The organism is Dictyobacter formicarum, from assembly GCF_016587435.1.
Map to the genome: position 1 here is coordinate 187,872 of NZ_BNJJ01000015.1, position 16,195 is coordinate 204,066.

General features: G+C 53.9%; 16 protein-coding genes and 3 pseudogenes. 8 read left to right on the plus strand and 11 right to left on the minus strand.

The annotated features are described in order from the left end of the window. The first annotated feature begins 229 nt into the window (after positions 1-229). Positions 230-1,011, plus strand: a pseudogene (locus JMI88_RS25215) (IS6 family transposase). Between the two features lie 83 nt (positions 1,012-1,094). Here the strand turns inward: JMI88_RS25215 and JMI88_RS25220 are convergent. Further along, positions 1,095-1,895: a class I SAM-dependent methyltransferase gene (locus JMI88_RS25220; RefSeq protein ID WP_201364720.1), complete on the minus strand. Its 801-nt coding sequence runs from the start codon at positions 1,893-1,895 to the stop codon at positions 1,095-1,097. A gap of 148 nt (positions 1,896-2,043) precedes the next feature. Here JMI88_RS25220 and JMI88_RS25225 point away from each other — a divergent pair, with 148 nt between their 5' ends. Further along, a complete protein-coding gene (locus tag JMI88_RS25225; RefSeq protein WP_201364721.1) occupies positions 2,044-2,295 on the plus strand; it encodes a hypothetical protein in 252 nt (83 codons plus the stop codon). Between the two features lie 296 nt (positions 2,296-2,591). Further along, positions 2,592-3,413, plus strand: coding sequence for an IS6 family transposase (locus tag JMI88_RS25230; RefSeq protein ID WP_201364722.1), 822 nt, complete (start codon positions 2,592-2,594; stop codon positions 3,411-3,413). Here JMI88_RS25230 and JMI88_RS25235 read toward each other — a convergent pair. Further along, positions 3,367-3,933, minus strand: a complete 567-nt coding sequence (locus JMI88_RS25235) for a transposase family protein (protein WP_308438864.1) — start codon at positions 3,931-3,933, stop codon at positions 3,367-3,369. The genes JMI88_RS25230 and JMI88_RS25235 overlap by 47 nt on opposite strands. Before the next feature lie 403 nt (positions 3,934-4,336). After that, positions 4,337-4,750 carry a nitroreductase family deazaflavin-dependent oxidoreductase gene (locus JMI88_RS25240; RefSeq protein ID WP_201364724.1) on the minus strand — a complete coding sequence of 138 codons (414 nt, stop codon included), beginning with the start codon at positions 4,748-4,750 and terminating at the stop codon, positions 4,337-4,339. A 386-nt stretch (positions 4,751-5,136) separates the two neighbouring features. Here JMI88_RS25240 and JMI88_RS25245 point away from each other — a divergent pair, with 386 nt between their 5' ends. Together JMI88_RS25245 and JMI88_RS25250 are read left to right on the plus strand one after the other, a co-directional pair. Beyond that, positions 5,137-6,504: an IS701 family transposase gene (locus JMI88_RS25245; RefSeq protein ID WP_201364725.1), complete on the plus strand. Its 1,368-nt coding sequence runs from the start codon at positions 5,137-5,139 to the stop codon at positions 6,502-6,504. A 149-nt stretch (positions 6,505-6,653) separates the two neighbouring features. After that, positions 6,654-7,544, plus strand: a complete 891-nt coding sequence (locus JMI88_RS25250) for a hypothetical protein (RefSeq protein ID WP_201364726.1) — start codon at positions 6,654-6,656, stop codon at positions 7,542-7,544. A 253-nt stretch (positions 7,545-7,797) separates the two neighbouring features. On the opposite strand, the gene JMI88_RS25255 is transcribed toward JMI88_RS25250, so the two are convergent. Further along, a complete protein-coding gene (locus JMI88_RS25255) occupies positions 7,798-8,154 on the minus strand; it encodes a YciI family protein (RefSeq protein WP_201364727.1) in 357 nt (118 codons plus the stop codon). Positions 8,155-8,520: 366 nt separating this feature from the next. On the opposite strand from JMI88_RS25255, the gene JMI88_RS25260 reads away from it, so the two are divergent. From JMI88_RS25260 to JMI88_RS25270, 3 genes are all read left to right on the plus strand, one after another. Beyond that, positions 8,521-9,411 (plus strand): sigma-70 family RNA polymerase sigma factor, encoded by an 891-nt coding sequence (locus JMI88_RS25260; RefSeq protein WP_201364728.1) that lies wholly within the window; start codon positions 8,521-8,523, stop codon positions 9,409-9,411. A 192-nt stretch (positions 9,412-9,603) separates the two neighbouring features. After that, positions 9,604-10,110 (plus strand): hypothetical protein, encoded by a 507-nt coding sequence (locus tag JMI88_RS25265; protein ID WP_201364729.1) that lies wholly within the window; start codon positions 9,604-9,606, stop codon positions 10,108-10,110. A gap of 203 nt (positions 10,111-10,313) precedes the next feature. Beyond that, positions 10,314-10,754, plus strand: a complete 441-nt coding sequence (locus tag JMI88_RS25270; protein ID WP_201364730.1) for a hypothetical protein — start codon at positions 10,314-10,316, stop codon at positions 10,752-10,754. A gap of 311 nt (positions 10,755-11,065) precedes the next feature. On the opposite strand, the pseudogene JMI88_RS25280 reads toward JMI88_RS25270, so the two are convergent. The 7 genes and pseudogenes from JMI88_RS25280 to JMI88_RS39645 all read right to left on the minus strand — a co-directional run bounded on the left by JMI88_RS25280 (position 11,066) and on the right by JMI88_RS39645 (position 16,116). Beyond that, positions 11,066-11,880: pseudogene (locus JMI88_RS25280) on the minus strand (ISL3 family transposase). Between the two features lie 120 nt (positions 11,881-12,000). Further along, positions 12,001-12,217: pseudogene (locus JMI88_RS25285) on the minus strand (transposase); the annotation flags it as partial. A 224-nt stretch (positions 12,218-12,441) separates the two neighbouring features. After that, the gene (locus JMI88_RS25290; RefSeq protein WP_201364734.1) at positions 12,442-12,855 is read right to left on the minus strand and encodes an NfeD family protein; all 414 of its coding nucleotides are present in this window, start codon (positions 12,853-12,855) and stop codon (positions 12,442-12,444) included. A gap of 15 nt (positions 12,856-12,870) precedes the next feature. Further along, entirely contained in the window at positions 12,871-13,275 is a 405-nt protein-coding gene (locus tag JMI88_RS25295) for a PPOX class F420-dependent oxidoreductase (RefSeq protein WP_201364735.1), read from the minus strand. A 31-nt stretch (positions 13,276-13,306) separates the two neighbouring features. Further along, complete coding sequence (locus tag JMI88_RS25300) at positions 13,307-14,920, minus strand: amidase (protein ID WP_201364736.1); 1,614 nt, start codon at positions 14,918-14,920, stop codon at positions 13,307-13,309. A gap of 51 nt (positions 14,921-14,971) precedes the next feature. Further along, positions 14,972-15,190, minus strand: coding sequence for a DUF8691 family protein (locus JMI88_RS25305; protein WP_201364737.1), 219 nt, complete (start codon positions 15,188-15,190; stop codon positions 14,972-14,974). 191 nt (positions 15,191-15,381) lie between these two features. Beyond that, on the minus strand, positions 15,382-16,116 hold the full coding sequence (locus tag JMI88_RS39645) for a LuxR C-terminal-related transcriptional regulator (protein ID WP_236023061.1): 735 nt from the start codon (positions 16,114-16,116) through the stop codon (positions 15,382-15,384). Positions 16,117-16,195 lie beyond the last annotated feature (79 nt).

A 16,195-nucleotide genomic window follows, 5' to 3' on the forward strand; every position in this document is an offset into this window, starting at 1 on the left:
TCAGGCACCGTTCATGTGCTCATCGGGTGCCTGCGAGCCGATGCGCTTGCGAGGTCTACCCGTGTTAACGGACGAGATTTGGGATCTTTTGTCTCCCTTGCTGCCGCCTCAAAAAGCATGGACAGGTCGTCCAGCAGTCGATCACCGAACGATTGCGGTTATGTTGCAAGAATGAAGGCGTGATGATAAACTCTTCCTTATTTGAAACAGAGCAGAGGAGTTCTTCATCATGATTGAGCAAACCCCGTTCAAATGGCGTCATTTCCAGCCCGAAATCATTCTCCTGTGCGTGCGCTGGTATGTGCGCTATGCGCTCAGCTATCGTGATCTGGAAGAGATGATGGCTGAACGGGGTCTGCCTGTCGATCACACCACCATCTTTCGCTGGGTGCAGCGCTACGCACCCGAACTGGAGAAACGCTGTCGACCGTACCTGAAAGCCTGCAACGACTCCTGGAAAGTGGATGAGACGTATAGTAAAGTCAAGAAAGTTTGGATGTATCTGTATCGGGCCGTGGATTCGCAGGGGAACACGCTGGAGTTTCTTTTGAGTCCAACCCGCGATGCCGAGGCGGCCACACGCTTTTTCGACAAAGCGCTGCACGTTTCTACGTGTTCAGCTCCTCTAAATCATCCAATTGAAGAGCCTGTCGCCCAACCTCTGATTTCGACTGACCCCATCACCACGGCAGTTCCTCGGTTGATCAACGTCGACAAGAACGCGGCCTATCCCAAGGCCATTGCTGACTTAAAAGCCGCTGGAGTGCTGCCTCTGCACGTGGAATTGCGGCAGGTGAAATACCTCAACAATCTGATTGAACAAGATCATCGCTTCATCAAACGCTTGACGAAACCAGAATGGGCTTTTTCTCGTTTGAGACGGCCTGGCGAACCTTCCAAGGATTCGAGGTGATGAACATGATACGGAAAGGGCAAGTACCCGAAGTGGGAAAAGGTGATGTGAGAAGCCAGATTGCACTGGTTGCCAAGCTCTTTGGAGTGGCAATCTAAAAACGAGTGAGAGGGGCATTCACACTTTCTTTGCTTCCTCCGTACTTTTTTGCAACAGAACCCGTCCGTCTCCTGAGCCGCTATCATTGTAAGTGCAGCAATCGATACCGTTCCTCAAAGGAGGAGGCAGCGTAGAGACTCGCTAATTTGGTGAGATACAAGGCCTCATATGAAAAAAGCACGTTTGTAAAGACACGGTTCGGCCGAGCCCACACAGAATGTTTCCGAGCAAACAGGGAAAAGCAGTCATGCGGGAGCGGATATTTGGTGGCCCGATTAATAATTTCTTGACTCACACATTGCAAATCCGCCTTCTCACAATACTGCTGAAACAACCTAGCAGTCATACTTTCGGCGCGCCAGATCCTGGCCAGTCTTTTTCGTAGCGGAGGGACGCTTCTAAAGAGAGGGGGAATGGCACCGACATGAGAGTGTTGCAGAAAGCCGACCCCATTTGGTTTGAGGATTCTACTCATTTGACTCAGGTAGGCTTCGATGACGTCCCGCTCAGCATGCACCAATGAATCGTGACTGATGACAAAATCGATCGATTCCGCTGGGATCATCTCGAGAGACTTGCCATCATTGACATAATAGGTAATATGGGAATTGGCCGCAAACTGTTGTTGGCAGGCCTGAATGCAGTCTTCCGTGACGTCCACAACGATCAATCTTTTGCACAGATCTTTTAAATAGGTCGTTACACGACCATATCCTGGCCCAATTTCTAAGATCGTCTCAGTTGGGACAAAGGCATGGATACGAGGAAACAAGGTCCCCCACCACAAAAACTCAGTTCCGCCCCAGAACCCAGACCATTCATTGCCTTGCTGGGGCCAGCTATAATTCGTCCAATTTTGTCGGTTTTCCTCAATGGTAGGCATCGCCATAACCTCCCGTGTTCAGATGGAAAAAACCATCAGCGTGTCCAGTCGTACATCAGCAGAGTCACGGCCACTCACTCCGTGTGCTCATCAAGAATGGGATGAGCCCTGTGCCTCCTGTTCCTGAGCAAGGAGGCACGCGTTTTTCGTGCGGCTACGCTGCATGCCAGCAGTTGATCAACAACGACGTCGCACCTCCATGGCCATGACCCCTCTTCTGCCAGGTTGTGTCACCGGGCCTGATGCACGTCTCACCGTGCCAATTGCCACAAAGCTACAAACCCGGAGGAGAGAGGAAGGGAGTCTCATCTTCCATACGCAGCGCATGTTTTGCCTGGAGACCCTGGACCCTGCTTTCACTACCGGTAGTTTGTGGACTCAGGATTTTGTCTCGTTTTAAACCCATCACGTACTGATCATCTGAGCTCAAATTGCTCAGGATAGGCGCCTGAGATCAGTTGCGATTTCCCGAGTTCACAAATTACCGTTACAGCGGTATTTGAAAGCCTTGAGCCATCACAAGGAGAAGACGAGGGCTCTTTCTAAAGATATATTTCGTCCTGTTCTTTCCAAACTTAAGAGCTCAATTTTTGGAAGCGTCAGAACTGAGAACAATGAGAGGAGAAATCGCTCTTGTGGTACACTGATGATCATTGATCATGAAGAACATGCACACATCGTTATGAGGAGGGAAGCATGAACTGCCCACACTGCACATCCCCTGTAACGAAAGAACAACGCAAGACCACCGTGCTCGGCTATCGAACGTTCCGATGTTCGGCGTGCCGATGCACCTTCAACGAGCGGACTGGGACCCCTTTCAATTATCTCGAATACCCCACCGATATTATCCTCCTCGTCGTTGTATGGCGGCTACGGTACAAGTTGAGCTTGCGTGATCTCGCTGAAATGTTTTTAGAACGCGGCTTTGTGTTTACTCATGAAGCTGTTCGAGACTGGGAAGCTCGTTTTGCTCCCTTGCTTGCTGAGCACCTGCGCGCTAAGCGACGTGGACAAGCGGGAACATCGTGGTACGTTGACGAAACCTACGTGAAAGTGCATGGAAAGTGGTGTTATCTGTATCGTGCGATTGATCGAGATGGCAATCTGGTCGATTCACGTCTGAGTGAGAAGCGAGATATGGAGGCGGCAAAGCGGTTCTTCAGCCAGGCTGTGGCAACTGTTGGTCACGCCCCAAAACGGGTGACGACCGATGGACATGACTCCTATCCACGTGCGGTTCACGAGACGATTGGCAATGCGGTCGTGCACCGAACCAATGCCTATCTCAATAATCGGTTGGAGCAAGACCACTGTGGCATCAAACAACGGTACTATCCGATGCGCGGATTTGGGACATTTGAAGCAGCATCACGTTTCTGTTGTGCCTTTGACGGATTGCGGAATTATCTCCGTCCGCACCGCTTCATGGGAGAAACGATCTCACTCTCCGAACGGCGACAGGTTTTCCTCAATCGGTTTGTTGCCTTACAAACCCTGCTACAAGCAGCCTCATAGCAAGAGACAAGCAGGAGCCAGCCTTCCGTAGAACTTTGATACGTTTCTGTGTCCTCAGTTCTGACAGAACCCCTAAACGAGCAGCGAGCCGGGTCACCCCTTTGCCACAGGTCGCTAGGCCGATGGATTGCAGCGCCTGACACAGTCGGAGGGTCATTCGCGCCCACGGCTTAACAAACTGAGGTATCCGTTCGGTAAAGACTTTGCGCGAGCACAGAGCATTGCTGCAGAAGAATTTCCTCATAGTAAGGGACAGCTGGACCTGGCGCCCGCAGCAGGAAACATCTCGTAAACTTCGGCGGTAGAAGCTATGAATCGACGACGATACTTCAGAACAAAGAGGACAACGAGACGTCGGATGCGTGGCGATCACTGCAATGAGCAGGCCAGTTTCGGTGATCTGAATTTGATCGATGAGCATCCCTTTGGGCAGCAGTAGAAATGGGGACCCTTCCATCGTAACCTCGCTTCTCAAGCAAAACCGCACTCCAGAGGTTTCTAATGAAAGGGAGTATATCATTTTTTCTTACTTTACGGCAAAAAGGAGCAAACGAGCTGATTCACCAAATCCGGCCATGAGCCGTAATTTGGCAGTGATGTCCTCAGTGAGTTGCTGCTGTGTGAACGGGAACTCGGCTGAAAAGGTATGCTGGTTTTGGATGTAGGTCAGGATGGTTGAGAATTCCTGTGGAGAAGGTGGTAGTAAGCGTGTAGAGTTGAGCAGCTTTTAAGGTGAAGAGTGAGTAATCAGCACGGAGAGTAAGCAGCTCTGCTATTGACAACCAAAGAAGCCGCCTCTGGAGCGGATCACGGCACTCGACTGATGTAAATTCACGGCAAAATGGTTCGCCTCGTATCTCGCATCTTTTCAGCGAAAAGATGCGAGATACGAGCAAATGAACCGGCAAATCGAGTTTTATTTACTACTTGCGTGTCAGTACGATAACCGGGATTTTGCGTGTGGTCTTCGCCTGGTACTCGGCGAAATTGGGCATAATAGCTGCCTGTTTGGCGTATAACTCATCCCGTTCCGCGCCTTCTACGACGGTGGCTCTGGCCTCAAAGGTTTCGGCTCCGACCTCAACAGTCACATCGGGATGGGCGACGACATTGTGATACCAATCAGGATTGGTTGGTGTGCCGCCTTTGGAGGCGATGATGACTAGGCGCTCACCATCAGTTGTGTATGCCAGCGGGTTAATACGCTGCTTGCCGCTCTTCGCGCCCGTTGTGGTAAGGAGGAGCAGAGGCATTCCTTCAGTCTGTCCACCAACCTTGCCTTCGTTCGCACGAAATTTCTCTATAACTTGGCGATTCCAAGCCTCAAAATCGTTCAATCATTCCTCCCTTTATTCATATCAATTGCATCAACAAAAATAGTTCACACGATGCTCATCACCCTCTCATCGCCAGCCAGCCCAACGGTTTTTGTCTCTCTTTTCGATAGATGAGCATCTTGCTAGTTATAAGTAAAAAGGATGAGAGAATATTCCCGAAAACCAGCGAATTTCCAAAAATGGTGCGTAACAATCTGCCTCTGGAGCGCTTTCTCCCGCCGTCAATGGTTGAGTTGCTCTCTCTTCGTCACTACAGTCGCACTTGTTAACTCAGCAATAAGAACCAGAAAAGTATAAGAAAAGCAACAGCATTATCTTCTTCCAGATGTGGCAATCTATAGGTGTGAAACCTGAAATCAGATAGCGACATCTAAAAGGAGAAGAAGATGAAGCGAAACAAGCATGCCACCTTCACCGGAACCAAGACGACCCCTGCCGATGTCTGTCGCTGGGTCCAACCCCTTTTTCGTCTGCATGAGCGCCTCGCCCAGCGCTTTGCCCGACCAGAGCCACATCGCCGGGTACTGGCCTACCTGCAAGGGATTTTGAGCGAAACATCCCGCAAAAATGGCTGGCAATTAGCTGAACACGCCGGAGAAGCTCGTCCTGATGGCATGCAACGCCTGCTCTCGCAAGCCGTTTGGGACACCGATGGCGTACGTGATGATTTGCGTACGCATGTGCTTGAACAACTGGGCTTGCAATCGCCTATCCTGGTCATCGACGAAAGCTGCTTTCCCAAGCGAGGCGAAAAATCAGCTGGCGTTGGCCTGCAGTATTGCGGAACCACGGGCCGAGTCGAGAATTGCCAGGTCGGAGTCTTTCTCTCATATGTGACGGCCGAAGGACATACTCTGATTGATCGCGAACTGTATCTGCCCTTAGACTGGTGTGAGGATCGCGATCGGTGTCGAGCCGCAGGCATCCCGGACTCAGTTCGCTTCCAGACAAAGCCACAACTGGCTCAAAAGATGATCGAGCGGATTTTCCAGGCTCAGGTCCCCATTTCCTGGGTCGTGGCTGATACGGTCTACGGTGGCAATCTGGACCTGCGTATCTGGTTGGAAGCGCATGGGTATCCCTATGTGATGGCTGTGGCTTGCAATGAACCTATCGGATTCCAGATACCGACCGGACGGAGACGCGAAGAGGCAGCATTGGTCGAAGCGTCCGTCCTTCACGATGGGGATTGGCAGCACCTGTCAATGAGCGAAGGCACCAAAGGCCCCAGACTTTTCGACTGGGCCATCATCCCCATGCTGCACCAGTGGGAGGATGATGGAAAACATTGGTTGCTCATTCGTCGTAGCCTCGCTGATCCATCTGAGAAAGCGTACTACTTTGTCTTTGCCCCGCAAGGAACCACCCTGCCAGCAATGGTCAAGGCCATTGGCGCCAGATGGCATGTTGAGGAACATTTTGAAAACGGCAAAGATCTCGGCATGGACCACTACGAAGTGCGGAGCTTCATCGGTTGGTACCGGCACATGACACTCGTGCTGTTGGCTCTTGCTTATCTTGCAGGAATTTGCGCAACAGAGCGTTTCCCCACTGGTCATCCTACGACTTCTGCGTCTGCTACCCAACCTCCCGTACTTCCCTTGACCATTCCTGAAGTGCGCCATTTGCTCGCACGGCTCATCTGGCCTTTGCCTTCGTCCACACGCCGGGTGCTTGCCTGGTCGTGGTGGCGTCGTTGCCACCAAAGCACGGCGAGCTCTTACCACATCAAACGTCGTTTGAAGGCCGGCTAATCCTGGCTGATTCCTACGCTCTTGGCTTTGCCCTGGCGCGTGTCATTTCCTAGACACGCGCACAAATTTCCTGGAACTCCCGCACTTCCAGGAAATTTGTGCGCGTGTTGTCTCCCATTTGTTCTTTCCTCGAAAGGAGTTCTGAGCATATGACTCTTCTTCCTGTCGCAGACGGTGCTCGTCTGCTTGGCATTCATCCCAAGACGCTCCACCACTGGCTCAAAGAGGCCCATGTGCCCTTGTCCACCCATCCGACGGATGCACGAATTAAATGTGTGATGGAGGAACACCTGCAACAGGTAGCCAGTCTGCATGGCCGCCCACTCCAGGCATCTCGGCCGTTGGATGTAGCCTCTCCTCTTCTCGTCCCTTCTCAAGTGCAAGCCCTCTCAGCGCCTAAAAATGAAAGGGAACCGGCCTCCACCGCCTGCTCGTTGCCCCCCTCCCACATGCAGGAAGCGGACCAGATCCAAAGGCTGGCTTCCCTGGAAACCAAGGTGGTGACTCTTCAGGAGCAGATTGCCCAGCTCACGCTGGCGCTGCTCCAGGAGCGGGAGCGATCGGTCGAGCATCGTCTCACAGCCCTAGAATCCTTCCTGCAACCACTGGTGGGAACGCAGCTCTCCGCACTGTCGATTCCTGGGGTTGAGCAAGAACCTCCTGGTCCACAGCCCGTACCGAGACCTCTGCATCCCGTTGAACAACGCGCTCGCTCTCGCATGCCTCCCCTGATCGAATACAGCGCGCCGGGCACCTACGTGATCATCAGTTCGCAAGAAGGCGAGGTGCATCTGGAACCCAATTCGCGCGCGTGGTTTGACTGGTTGGCTACCCTTTCCTCCTTCCGTTTCGTTGGGCCTATGGGGCGCTTTACGGAGCATCGAGGATACAAGGATGGTCAACAGACGCGCTATTGGTCGGCTTCTCGTTGTGTCCGCCGTCATACCTACAAGCAGTATCTTGGCATGACGGAGAGCTTGACCATTGCCAACCTGGAGCGCACAGCTGCCAGGCTCCAATCTGACATCGAAGCGCGCTAGATTGTCGCGCTCTTTGCTGTCAATGATCTCCTCTGATTCTCAACAAGTGCGACTGTAGTGCTTCGTGCTGATTGCTCACTCTTCACCTCAAAAGCTGCTCACTTGTCGGTTCTTCCCACGGGTTGTGCAACGAGTTTTCCTCCAGCAGTCATCCCACGACGCGCGCGCAGAGAAATGGAGAGGAAATCGGCATCAGACAGGGAAATGGCGGGCGGGCCGCCACCTCCCAATCTGATGAGCATTGCTTCTCTTGTCACCCCTCGGTGTAGGTAATCACCGGGCGGATCTCAACTGAGCCGAACATCGCATAGGGAATTTTCGCTGCCCAACCAACCGCCTCATCGAGGTTCTTGCAGTCGAGCAGAAAGTATCCGCCCAATTGCTCAGGCGTTTCGGCAAACGGGCCATCGGTGGTCATCGTCTCGCCGTTGCGGACACGCACCGTCGTCGCGTCGGTGACCGGGGAAAGTCCATCATTCGAAAGATACACCTGGGCCGCTTTCATTTCCGCTACCAGATCAAACCAGCCTTGCATTGCGGCTCGCGCTTCTTCAGGGGTATAGTTTGGCGGTTGAGACGTGTTTCCGTAAAGCAGTAGCATGTACTTCATAATTTCTCCTTTTCCTAAAACCTGGACGTTCATGGCCCCAGTTTCGATCTTGATTGACCATATTGCCCACTCGATCTTCCACTTCGAACTGGTCTCCCGATGAGATCGGGGGAATTGCTCTTGTCACTCCTTTGATGGAAGACGAGGAAGGAAGGTGACCGACGGAGGAACCCGAGTGAGTGGCAGAGTCCGATGACGCCGATCCCAGATTCCGAAATGGTCATCGCCACTTCGATCGAGACGGTGTCGCTCACTCTCGTTCCATGAGAGCCTATTTCCCGGTCACATTGCGTGAATTTCTTCCGTCAATAAAGTGACGGAACACACTAAAGAAGTGTGACCGATGAGCGAAAGGGAAGATGAGGAATGGACGAACACGACTGGTTGGCCGCACAATTTGAGGCACAACGTCCCCGCCTGTGGGCAGTGGCCTACCGCATGCTCGGCTCGCGTCCCGAAGCAGAGGACGCCGTGCAAGAGGGCTGGCTCCACCTCAGCCGTTCCGACACGAGCGGGATCGGGAATCTGCGCGGATGGCTGACGACCGTGGTTGCGCGAATCTGCCTGGACATGTTGCGCTCGCGCACATCGCGCCGTGAGGAGCCCATCGGATTGGTTGCACCGGAACCTGGCGGAGAAAGGCAGGGCAGGATCGACCCTGAGGAAGAGATAGAGTTGGCCGACTCGGTCGGCCAGGCGCTACTGATCATCTTGGACACGCTTTCGCCCGCCGAGCGTCTGGCTTTCGTGCTGCACGATCTCTTTGACGTGCCTTTCAACGAGATTGCCCCCATTGTCGGGCGCTCAGAGACAGCGGCAAGGAAGCTGGCGAGCCGTGCACGCAGCCGAGTGCGGGAGGCCGGGAGAGGAAAAGAAGCGGATTATCCAGGAAGCCGAGCAGTGGTCGAAGCCTTCCTCAAGGCTTCGCGCGAGGGGGACTTCGACGCGCTGCTCGCGCTGCTGGATCCGGATGTGGTCCTGCGGGCCGACCATGCCGCCGTGTCTGGGGGCGCGCCAGGCGAAGTTCGCGGGGCAAGAGCCGTGGCCCGGCAGTTCTCCGGGCGCGCCAGGGGAGTACAACCAGCGCTGGTGAACGGAGCCGTGGGAGCTGTTGCCCAGCGTGGACAACAGATCCTCGTCTTCCATCTCACGATCGAGAGCGGCAAGATCGTCGAGATCACTATGGTCGCCGACCCCGAGCACCTTCGCCATCTCGATCTCGTGATCCTGGACTCAGGCGTCGAGCGGGCTCCCTAGACTGCTGAAAGGGCGCGAACCTAGCGCGCGTCTTGATTTGGGTGGGTGATGAAAGCTCTCGCTTGCCCAGGTTCGACATCTGTCCACTCCGGCTCTGCGCCGAGGTGACGTGAAACCACGCTGGGAAGGAGAAGCCATCATGTTAGCGTTAGCACGATGGCTTTGAACGTTGACTTTTGAACCTGTTAAATTTTGGTGGTCAGACCACTAGCGGACCACGCGTTTTCCAACGTGCGCACCTGGGCGGAAATCCAGCAGGCCCACCAGACCTGGTGGACCAACTACAATCAAGAAGACCACTACGCCCATCGCGAGCGCCAGGACGGGCGGCACAGTCCATCCAAGGTGCTCCGTGGGGTGTTGGGGCGCACGTATCCGCCAGAGGTGCTCTCGCGGATCTTGTATGCCACGCAATTTACGCGCCATCTCGATCGGCATGGATATATCAAATTCAAGAACTGGCGGCTCTTCGGGGAAAATGGACTTGCCGGAGAAGAGGTGTCAGTGTGGGTCTACGATGGGACGCTCAAAATTGAGTACCAGACAACGGCCCTCTCGTTGTACTCGGTTCGCCTTTCCCCCGATCAACAGATCACAGAGGTCACGAATCCGCGTCGCCTGGAAACGCGTTTTCGCAGTCCCCAATTAGATTTGTGGCAGGTCTCTGACACGAATGGCTCCTGGCTCTGCGGCGTCTAGAGCCAGGTCCACGGAAGAGACGAAGCACGATCGTTGCTCTGGCCGAGCAACTCGTCCTACCTGAATTTGGCGCGACCGGGTAGGGTATGACCCACAGCATAATGAGGAACCACATTTCCAGAGCCTCCCAAGGAACTTTCCCTTATTCACGTACGTCTTTCTCATCAAGAAGATATTTCTGATAAATGAGGAGGACCACACAGATGCGACTCATCAGATCACCGAAGGTATGGATACCACTCACCCTGGTTCTACTCTTGTTCACTCTTCCAGCAGGCTTCATTCTGGCTAAAAACGTTGTGTCCGATTCGGGGCCAGCTTCCTCTCTTTGTAGCAAGCAAGCTTTTGCCTCTGGTACCATCGTTCGGCTAGATGGGGGGAAACGGCAGTCCACTATCAGAGAAGACATCGGCATCCACGACTCGACACAGGCTTCTGATCCCAGTCTGGCGGGAGTGAATCTCATTGTCGGGGTAAACTCTTCTACACGTGTTTTCCGTCAACAAGGAAACGAGTGCAAACCCGCCCCATTAAGCAACCTGAAAACTGGGCAGAAGATAAAAGTCTGGTCAAAAAGTGGCATGGTGCTCAACAGCTATCCAGGACGATTAGTAGATACTACCGATATTGTCATCGTTGCTTGAAGGCAATCTGGTTCACTCATCTCTCTCCAGGTGGGGCTTGATCAAGGCAGATCTCTCTCTCCCAGCCAGATCAAGCCCTTTTTCAGCGCGTAGATAGCCGCCTTGATCTGGCGGATATTGGTTGACTGCATACGCCACTCCTTTCGCCGAGGTTGTTTGCGCGGGTCCTGCGCTTTTGTTCTCAGTGTAAGAACTGGCGCGGGAGCTGGCAAGGGGCTTTGCCAGTTTGAGCTCCCCAACGGCGTAAAGCATGTTGGCTTCTCTCCCGAACTTTTGATGATTCGAAGATGTGTCCGCCTCCGGACCTGTGGCTAGGCGCATTGTAGCACCCGCTTGCGCAGGATATCGAAGTTTGCCCGACCATACGCTTGTCTCTTGGTGAGCTTCAACCGATGCACATGGCCCTCCACAGGTCCTTGACTCCAAGGCAAGGTGAGTCCTGCTTTCACGGCATCGTAATCTTTTTCAATCCCTGAGCAAAACTCTTGAGTTCAGAGACACCTTGTGCTTCGACCTGGGCGAGCCATGTATCCAACCCTTCGCCCTTTCGCTCTCGCAGCATCGTCGTAAAGCTTTGGATCAGTTCATACGTTTGAGCGATTTGTGGATCGGCCTCACACAGTTGAATGAGGTACTGCTGCTGCCAATCCAGACGCTGATCTTCTTTGAAGGTAATCCAATGAGCCACCTGGGAAGCAGTTGGCGGGCGCTTCGGAGGTGCTTTGACCGGAGTAGCGGTTTGGGGATCAATTTGCTTGAATTTCCTGGCATCCTTTTTGGTACGAAACTGAGCAAAGTAGCGCACAATCGGTTGATCCGAGCCCGTGTAGCCCTGCTCTTTCAGTTCACGATGAACTTGTTGAGCATTCCGACATCCCTCGTTCCAGCGCTTGATGAGATACTCCTTGTATGGCGCAATGACTGGTTTGTATTGGCGATTGATACGAGTACGCGCTGGGGGCTCTGTCATCTTCAGGTAATAATAGACGGTTCTACGGCTGACTCCCACTTGGCGAGCGATGTTAGCTGTATCCACCTTTTTCGCATGCAGATCATGGATCTGGTGATAGCGCTGGACCTGCTCCTGATGAAGTCGCTCGCTTTTCTCTTCTTGACGCTTGTTCATTCCAGCGTACCAGGGAGAGAGTTGCTTGGCCTCTTCCTCAGAAACCTCTTGAGGCGGCTTTTGAACGAGAGCTTTGAGCTGCGCCTGCTGGGTTCGAGAAGAACCCCTTCATGGTTTCACTCAAGTTCATCAATAAATGGAACCGATCCGCAACTTGCCTGGCTTGAGGTGCTCCTTGCCTGGCCCCATCAGCATAGGGACCTCCACGATCGCGGCTGATGATCTCAACCCCTGGATGATTTTGCAGCCAAGTTGCTAAAGTCGTTGCTTCACGGTCAGGAAGGAGTTCGATGAGCACTCGTCGCTCTAAATCAATCAGGATCGTTCCATAGGTCTTTCTCTTGCAAAATGAAAAGTCATCCACGCCTAGCAGATTTCTCGTAATGCTGCAAGTGTAGCAGAAGTGCTTTTCCGATGACATAAAAAGCTTATTAATATCTTGGCCTTTTCAACAAGCAGTCAGTATTTTTCATCAAATTAGCGGGAGATTCCCTATCATGTGAGTCGGTGTCCAACGCACTCCCAACACACATGCAGATAGCTGCGTTGGGAGTGCATCCCTTATCTTGCGGTCTGGAGTGTAGGCATCTGAGGTGCCTCTTTTTCCTCAGCCTGCTTCCGCTTGAGATAGCGCGCACTCATGATACCCACAAACCCCATCGCACCTGCACTGACCAGCAAGTGCGCCACCCGAACGAGCCAATGCCAATCGCCAATGAGAAGCAGAAACTGATTCATGCCAAAGAGCGGGATGATCAGCGCATAGATGATGCCCAGCGTTCCAACTACCCTCATTCCTCTGGTCAAGAGCAAAATGATACTCAAGGCGAACAGAGCCAGCGTGACCGTAAAACCGAACAACATATGCGCAGAAAGGAAACTGATATTAGCGAACCAGTGCAAAAGCCCTAACACCAATGCTCCTGTGCCCGCAATATTACTGATCCAATGAATGATACGAACTGCTTTCATCATGACACCCCTTTTGCTTTATTGCCAGGTGATTTTCTTGGTGACAAACTGCCCATCTTGAAAGGCCGGGGCATCGACGCCCCAACTCCAGGAGACTCTGGGCGTAATGACTATATAGATCCCAGGACCTCGGTATCCTTGCTCAAGGGTGACAATCTCAGCCTCCCCATGGATCTTGATCGCCCGTGGCACCAGCGGCTCAACGGAGGGCAGGTCATCGATGATGAGCGAGACCAGGGTGTGCCCGGCGGCGACATTTTGATACTTGCGTGAGCGCTCTAAGGCATAGCCGCTAATATAGAAGCGCTCCCCATCAAATCCAAAGCCGACCGCATCAACGTCTGGCTGACCACTTACCGCCACTGTTGCAAGCCTTGCCAGTGTCTGGCTTTGAAGAAATGCGCGTTCCTGTTCTGAAAACATATCCTTCTCTTTCCTTCCGAAAACGTATCATCTATGATAGTTGAGCATCTCCCGAAACGGGCATGCTTATACCTGTATGCTCTTCCAGTGCGGCCAGCAGCGCTAAGATGATATCCTCTCTCCAGGGACGAGCCACTACCTGCACGCCTACCGGCAGACCGGCGCTGCCCATCTCAACGGTACGAGCTGTCCGCTCAACGCTATCTTTCCCAACACTCCGCTCGCTCTCTTCACCTGGGCGCACGCGGGTCATGGGCGCCACGCCTGCGGGCAGACCAAGCAAATTGTAAAGGATGGCATAGCTGCCGGCATTGGTCGGATTTAAGGTGCCACTGTTGCCATGGGTCAGGGCTGGAAGTGCGTGCGGCGGGCAGAGCAGAGCATCAAAACGTTCGGCATCAAGGGCGGCCAGGAAACGCTGACGATACTGATTGCGCTCTTCTACCAGATGCCAGTACTGATCGACCGATAACGCGCCACGAATGTGCTGCAACGAAGACGCCAGGTGAGCCTGTCCACTTCGCCTGAGCAGACCTATCAGTGGCGCACGAACGATCCCAGGCAGACTGCTTACCCGCATATTGAAGCTGATGCGGCGATCACGGGGATCTCCTGCGAGATTGCGCTTATAGGTTGCAAAACCATCCGCGCCCACCAGGCCAACATAGAGCCGGACCGCTTCTGCCACATCGGGCGGGTTCCAGGACTCAACGATCGCACCACGCGCACGCAAGGCCTGCGCCGCCTCCTCCACCGCACGACGGACAGCCGGAGCCACGGAAAAAATGCCATTCTCGGTATACATACCGATACGCAGGCCAGTAAGAGAGACGGCGGTGGGGTCGGGCCAGGGAACAGGTGGCACCAATGGATCAAGCGCGTTCAAGCCAGGAGCCGCCAGAATGCTCATCGCCAGACGCAGATCCTCAACACTACGAGCAATGGGAGCTGGCTGAGCGATAATGCCTTCCTGCCCACCAACGTAGGCATGGGGGGCGGTATCGTGATGGGTCAATCTTCTGGCAGTGGGAAGCAAGCTATAGAGACCGCAGAAATGTGCAGGCACGCGAATACTGCCGCCGAAATCGCCTCCCAGGCCGAGAGGAGAGCCACCAGCGGCAATAATAGCGGCCTCGCCTCCACTGCTTCCGCCAGGAGTACGCATCAGATCCCAGGGATTATTTGTGCGACCATAGACCGGGTTATCAGATTCGTGGTACATCAGCAGTTGTGAGACATTGGTCTTCCCCAGTGGAATAGCCCCTGCCTGGCGAAGTCGCTGCACCAGGGGACCTTCCTGCTCCATAGGCTGAGATTTCTGATGCAGAATACCAACCGTGGTTGGGGTTCCAGAGACCATAAATTGCTCTTTGAGCGTGATGGGCACGCCATGGAGTGGACCAAGAAGCGTTCCTTGCTCACGCAGACGATCAGCGCGGCTGGCCTCAGCGCGCGCTTGCTCAAAAAGCGATACCACAACTGCGTTCAGACGGGGATTGACCGCTTCAATCCGGCGAATATGCGCCTCAACGACCTCCTGCGAGGAAATGAGACCATCAGCAATGCGGCGAGCTAGCTCTGATGCACTCAGGCTAGTGAGAGCTGCATCTTCATGGGAAGGCAGCGCAGAGGGAGAGAAATTCATGATATCTGATCCTTTCGAGATTACGTCGGTGAACGGAGTGGGTAGGCTTCTTCACGATTGGCGCGAAACGTCCAGGTCCTCCCGCTTTAGCGCAAGCAGGGGTAAAGCCAGATCACGTATTTTGATAAGCACTCCGTGGAGAGCGGCCTCATCTGCAAGAGGGCCGCGCAGCACGGTGTAATCTTCTTGATACGTGATTGTCAACTCCTCAAACCAGGCGGACCAATGCTGATCGAGATGTCCCTGAATATGGAATTCGTAAATGGTCATCGTTGTGCCCTCCTTCGCCTTGTCACTTCTGCCATAGCGTGTTTTCGTGATCTGTGCCGAGTATAGAGCGGAGAGAGGTTGGGATACAGTAGACCAAAGTGGATGATGAAGGTTGGTTTTGGAGGGAAAAGATGAGTAGAGCCTCACTGGTATAGAGCCCATATTTCGGGTCATGTACCAGCGAGACTCTGCTAGAGGAGGCGGAGTGTTTGAGCGCGAATGACCGCCTGTGTACGGGTCTGCACCCCGAGTTTCCCGGTAATGTTCGAGACATATTTTTTGACGGTGCCCAGACTCAGGACGAGGCGATGCGCAATTTCGCCATTGGAGGCCCCCGAAGCTAAGAGTTGCAACACCTCGCGTTCGCGCTGGGTGAGGGGTTCGACAAGCTCCCCCAGACGTGGAGGGGGCGAAGCCTGCAAGCCGAGTGCTGTTGCCCCGGAGGCGGAAAGAAGTATCGCAACGTAGTCAGGCGCTATGCCACGTTCCTGTGCCTGACGCAACAAAGTGAGCAGCGGTGTCCCCTCGTCAATGAAGAGGCGGATATAATGCTCTCTCTCTGCCAGCGCAAGGGCACGTCCCAGGGTGGTGAGGGCACCTGATTGATCTCGCCTTGCGTGGAGAGCCAGCGCCCGCAAGATGAGGATCTCCACCACACTGCCCATGCGTGCTTTCTCCTCCGCGTCCTTGAGAAGGCGGGAGAGCAAGCTCAGGACAGCGTGCAGTAGCGGCCCTGCCGGGTCGGTGCGTCCCTCTTCGATGCGGACTCGTGCCAGAATCAGGTATTCCAGCTCGCGTGAGTAGCTGATCTCGTCTTCGGTGGACAGGCCAGATGCATTTGCCCAGGCAATGGCATGCTCCAGATTACCCTGGGCTAACAGGAGCTGCGCCCGTACCGCCATTGCCAATGCTCTGAGGGGTGTCAACGCCCGCACACTTTTGCGCCCGTTTCATTTTGACCACCCATTGGTTGCTCTCCGCTTTCCATACGTGGACCATCTCCAA